The sequence below is a fragment of the Comamonas sp. genome, from assembly GCF_036666375.1.
Taxonomy (GTDB): domain Bacteria; phylum Pseudomonadota; class Gammaproteobacteria; order Burkholderiales; family Burkholderiaceae_C; genus Comamonas.
The window spans coordinates 1-5,568 of the sequence record NZ_JAVWWA010000180.1 but is presented as its reverse complement, the minus strand read 5'-3'; the positions used below and the strand labels follow the sequence as shown (position 1 = coordinate 5,568).

Sequence of the window (5,568 nt, the reverse complement as noted above, 5' to 3'; positions counted from 1 at the left end):
GTGAGCCTGGTCTGCATGGACGAAGAAGGCTTCATGATGGACATCGAGCGCTTCACCAAGCAGGAGATTCCCGTCCAGCTGCTGCAGGACTTCGGCCCCGAAGAAGGCGAGAAGGCCGAGCCCATCGCCATGGGTCGCCAGACCATCTGGGGCGGTGCGGGCAAGCCGCCAAGCCGTGACGTGATGCAGGCCGCCGCCAAGGCCGCCCGCACCGAAATGATGGACCGCATCCGCGCCAACAAGCCCGCAGCGGGCGAGCGCGGCGCCAAGCCCCAGGGCAATGGCGGTGGCAAGTCGGGCGGTGGTCGCGGCGCAGCCCAGGGCAACGGCGAAGCCCGTGGTCCCGGCAATGGCGGCGGCGGCCGCAGCAACCCCAATGGCCCGCGCGGCGCAGGTGCGCGTGGCGCCGGTCCCCGCGGTGCCGGTCCGCGCCAAGGCGGACAAGGCTTTGGCGGCGACCGTCAGAGCGATTCCCGCAATGACGAGCACCGTGCACCGCGCGCGCCGCGCGAAGGCGGCAATTCGCGCTTCGATGACCAACCCCCGCGCGCCAATGCGCACCTGGGCACCCAGCTGGGCCGCCCGGTGACGCCACGTGGCAGCGCGGCTGGTGGCCAGCCCGATCCAATGCGCACCAGCGTCGACAGCATGGCCCAGGCCGGTCGTCGCAGCGGCGGCTTCCGCAGCGGCGGTGGTGGCGGTGGTGGCGGCTTCGGCGGCGGCGGCGGCGGTGGCGGCCGCAGCGGTGGCGGCGGTGGTGGCTTCGGCGGCGGCCGCAGCGGCGGCGGCGGTGGCCGCGGCGGTTTCGGCCGCTAAAGCCCTGCACCCCGGGGCGCGACGCGCAACGCGCCCGCCCCGCAAACCTGGCTGGCGCAACCTGCGCCAGCCATGCAGATCACCTGCGAGACCGCCCCAGCTCTGCGGGCTGGGCGGCACCCATCCGCTCAAAGCCGATTCCCCATGGAAAACGGTTTGCGCTGACACAATCAGGCATGTTTGAGCGGGTAACATCTTTGCACATCCGACGCCGGCGCCCAATGGCCGGCTTTCGAAATACAAAGGCCCTCACCATGCAAACGCACCCCGCCCTCTTTGCCCGGCTGAACTGCGTCCCGCAGTTGGGCATGACCGTGCGCTTTTCGGCCATTGCCATGGCCGCACTGCTTGCCGCCTGCAGCAGCACTCCTTTGCCGCCATGGCCAGGCACCGCGCCCGGCATGGCCTCGCGTCCTGCCCCCGTAGTGTCTGCGGTGCCCGCACCGCTGGCCACGCCCGCCCCTGCGCCCATCGCGGCCCCCGCCGAATCGCTGCCCTACAGCGCTGCAGTCGCTGCACGCTTTCCCGAACCCACGGTGCGCTATGAGACCCCTGGGCTCGAAACGGGCCGCACCACTTACACCACCCAGCGCGAAATCGAACAGTGGCTGCGCGAGCTCGCCAACAAATCGCTGGGCAGCGGCGCGCTGCTGGGGCTGGTGACCGCTGGCACCTCGCAGCGCGGCCTGCCGATACAGGCGCTGGTGGCGACGCGCGCGCGCAGCATAGAGCCGCGCGCGCTCGATGCTCTCGACCGTCCCACGGTGATGCTGGTGGCGCAACAGCGCGGCGACGAGCCTGCAGCCGCCGAAGCCATGCTGGTCATCGCGCGCGAGCTCGCGCCCGGCGGCCTGCTGGAACCACTGCTCGCGCGCATCAATGTCGTCGTCGTGCCCCGCGCCAACCCGGATGGCGCACTGGCGGGCCTGCGCGCCACGGCCAATGGCGTGGACATGACCCACGACCACCTGCTGCTGCGCACCCCCGAAGCCCAGGCGCTGGCCTCGCTGGTACGCGACTATCGCCCTACCGTGGTGCTCGATGCCGGCGAATTCGTCGCCGCCGGACCTTATCTGCAGAAGTACCAGGCGCTGCAGCGCCCCGACGTGCAGTTGCAGTATGCGGGCACGGCCAACGCCCACGAGTTCATCACCAAGGCCGCGCGCGAATGGCTGCAGGAGCCGATGTCGGCAGCACTCACCGATGCGCAGCTGACCAGCGACTGGTATGCAAGCACCGCCGCCGATCCGCAGGCGCTGGCTCTGTCGATGGGCTCGATTGCCCCCGATACGCTGCGCAACGCCAGCGCCCTGCGCAATTCGCTGGGCCTGATGGTGCGCTCGCGCGGCGTGGGCATAGGCCGCACCCACCTGCAACGCCGCGTGCACAGCCAGGTGGTGGCGATCAGCAGCGCGCTGCGCAGCACGGCCGAGCGCGCGTCCGAGCTGGCTCAAGTCCAGTCTTTCGCGCGGCGTGACATCGCCGCCAAGGCCTGCCGCCAGCAGATGCTGGTGCAGGCGGCGCAGACGCCGGAACAACGCGAAGTCACCATGCTGCAGCCCGAGACCGGTGCCGATTTCACGGTCAAGGTCGACTGGAATTCGTCGCTCACGCTGCGCCCTCTTAAATCGCGCGTGCGCCCTTGTGGCTACTGGCTTTCGGCGAGCGCCACGGCGGCCGTGGACCGCCTGGAATTGCTCGGTGTGCAGGTAATGCGCGTGGCGGAAAGCGCACCGCTGATCGCCGACACCTACACGCCAACGCCCGGCAGCGCGCCGGCACCTGCGGGCGGTAGCGTACGCCTGGCCCAGGTCACACCCACGCGCGGTGCGGTCGATGCCGCGCCGGGCAGCTTTTACGTTCCGATGAACCAGCCCGCGGCCGATCTCGCGGCGGCCGCTCTTGAACCCGACACCGAGTTCAGTTTCTTTGCCCATCACGCAATCGGCAATCTCGACGACGTGGCACGCGTCATGGTCAGACCGGCGCTGGTGTTCGAAGAATGATGCGCGGCCCTTTTGGGGCCTGCCGATAAATGGAAAACGGGCTTGCTCATTACAGAGCAGGCCCGTTTTTCATTGGAGCCCGGGGCTGCGTGCACCTTACGGTATCCGGCACGGCCCGCGCGTCGAACACCGCACTATTTGTTAGTCAGTAGCTATTGAGCAATAAAATTGTTTGTATAAAAACTATCATTGAGATATTCTTTCGGGCTTGCCGCTGACGACTTGAAGCAATGTCGCTGCTGCGATGCCCGTGCATCGAGCGGCGCTGCGCAACCTCTCAGCATTGCAGTTGACCCAACGCCAATGAAGGCAGGACCTGTTGCGCCATTTTCAATAGCTATTAGCTATTGAAATATCAGATTCATTTCAACATCATCATGAACCATATCTATACCGTTCTCTGGAATGCGGTGCTGGGACGCTTTTGCGTGGCCAGCGAACTCGGCCGCAAGCGCAGCACCACAGAGCGTGCAGAACGCTCCGGCGTTCAACCACGGCGTCCCACGGCGCTGGCAGCGCTGCTCGCCATGGCCTGGGCCGGTCCAGGCTGGGCGACTTTGCCTCAAGACCACGCACTGGTGCACGGCCAGGCAACGGTACAAACGGCGAATGGACGAATGACCATCACGCAAACCACGCCCAAGGCAATTCTCGACTGGCAAAGCTTCAATGTAGGCATGACAAATCGTGTCAAGTTTCAGCAGCCGAGCCCGAGTTCGACGGTACTCAACCGCGTGGTCGGGCCGTATTCCTCGGCCATTTACGGCCGCATTCAATCCAATGGGCGAGTCTTTCTGGTCAACCCCAATGGAGTGTTTTTTGGCAAAGGGGCAAGCGTCGATGTGGGCGGCCTGGTGGCTTCCACACTGAACGTCGCCAACGAGGATTTCCTTGCGGGACGCTGCCATTTCAGCGCGCTGCCCAATCAGGAGAAGATCGCCAGCGTCATCAACCAAGGACAGATCACAGTCGCCGAGGGCGGCGCCGTGGTACTGCTTGGAGGCTACGTCGCCAACGGAGGCCAGATCCGCGCCCAGCGCGGCTTGGTCGCGCTGGCTTCGGACGGCAGGGTCACGCTGGACTTCGGCGACGATGGGAGTCTGCAGATGGCCGTGGACGGTGCTGCGTTAAAGGCCGTAATCCACAACAGCGGCCATATCGAGGCCGACGGCGGCACCGTGTGGCTGAACGCCACATCCGCAGACAAGCTGGTTCAGTCCGTGATCGGAAACACCGGCGTCATCCAAGCCCGGACGGTGGGCGAGCACGATGGAAAGATCTACCTGTACGCAGACGGCCCTGGCGCCGTCGTCAGAAACTGGGGTACGCTGGACGTCAGCGCACCGCAAGGAAATGGCGGCGTCATATCCCTTGGAGGCGAGCAGGTGGTGCTCTTTTCCACGACCCAGATTACGGCGCAGGCGGATGCGGGGGAACACGGCCACTTTCAGGTTACGGCGCCCCGCCTGCAGGTCAGCAAAGAGGGGGGGATAGACGCTGACGTCCTGTCGGCGACGCTGGGCCGAAACCATGTCTATTTGAACGCCAATGAAGGCGACATCCAGGTGGATGCCCCCGTGGCATGGGGACAGAACCATTTGACGCTGGATGCCGCACAAAGTGTCCATATCAATTCCACCATGACGGCCAGCGGCACATCGATGCTTAACATCGTTCACGGAGCAGCTGCTGCTGGCGATGAGCAGAGTCCGTCCGACCGCGGATTGAACATGGGCTTGTCCGAAAGCGGCTTTACCGGGCGCGTGGATTTTTTGGACGTTCTCGACCAGAGTGACCCTCAGAACCGACGTCTGTACATCAACGGGGAAAACTATGCCCTGCTGACACAGACCGGTGCCAACGGCAGCCGTACCGGCGTGGACCTCCAAGGCATAGATGGCAAGCTCGACGGCCACTACGCGCTGGCTGCGGACATTGATGCCGCGGCGGCGGAGAACTTCAAGCCCATCGGCAACGAATTAGAGCCTTTCAGTGGCAAGTTCGACGGCCTGGGCCATCAGATTACCAATCTGAGCATAGATCGCAGCTCAGAAACGCATGCGGGACTGTTTGGCCTCAGCGCCGGCAGCACGCGCAATCTGGCGCTGAACAAGGGTAGCGTAAAAGGCGGGGATAACAGTAAAGTCGTGGCCGGCAGCATTGTCGGCACACTGCTCGCGCAGGGCAGCGTGGCGAACGTACACACAAGTGCCTCGGTGCAGGCCCATTCCGATCAAACCCACACGGCCATTGCCATTGCCGGCAACGTAATCGGCCGGATCGACGGCGGAAATCTCAGCAATGCCCATGCGCTGGGCGCCACCAGCGCCAAGACGTTCTCGCGGGGCAACATGACCTATGCCAGGGCCGGAGGCGCCGTGGGTCATCTGCAACGCGGCAGCGTCACCGACACCCACGCAGCGGGGCCGGTGACCGCATCCGCCATATCCCGGAGCATCCAGTACAGCCGCGATGCGCGCGGCGCACCGATCTTCGATTCGAGCGTGCCTCCCACCTATACCGAGGGCACGGCGCTATCTTATGCAGGCGGCGCCATCGGCTTGAAAGGCGCAGGCAAGATAAACAACATCACGGCAACCGGCCCGGTGAGCGACATGTCCATCGGCAGCACTTCGGTCTCCCTGCATGCGCTGGTGGGAAACGACCCCGGCGCAACGCGCGGCCGTGCCGACAAGCTGCACGCCATGCCAGCCGCGCCCGTTCAAACCTTGGCGCCGGCAATGCC

At 65.3% G+C, this 5,568-nt stretch carries 2 protein-coding genes and 1 pseudogene; all 3 read left to right on the top strand.

The features are described from left to right. A pseudogene (locus tag RR928_RS24030) lies at positions 1-816 on the top strand (DEAD/DEAH box helicase); the annotation flags it as partial. Positions 817-1,070: 254 nt separating this feature from the next. Beyond that, positions 1,071-2,822, top strand: coding sequence for a M14 family metallopeptidase (locus tag RR928_RS24025; protein ID WP_332549770.1), 1,752 nt, complete (start codon positions 1,071-1,073; stop codon positions 2,820-2,822). A 377-nt stretch (positions 2,823-3,199) separates the two neighbouring features. Then, a partial coding sequence (locus RR928_RS24020) for a two-partner secretion domain-containing protein (RefSeq protein WP_332684568.1) occupies positions 3,200-5,568 on the top strand: 2,369 nt, incomplete at its 3' end.

Bases quoted from the DNA above. Each gene is read 5' to 3' on its own strand.
- RR928_RS24025 (WP_332549770.1), top strand. From the start codon at position 1,071: ATGCAAACGCACCCCGCCCTCTTTGCCCGGCTGAACTGCGTCCCGCAG.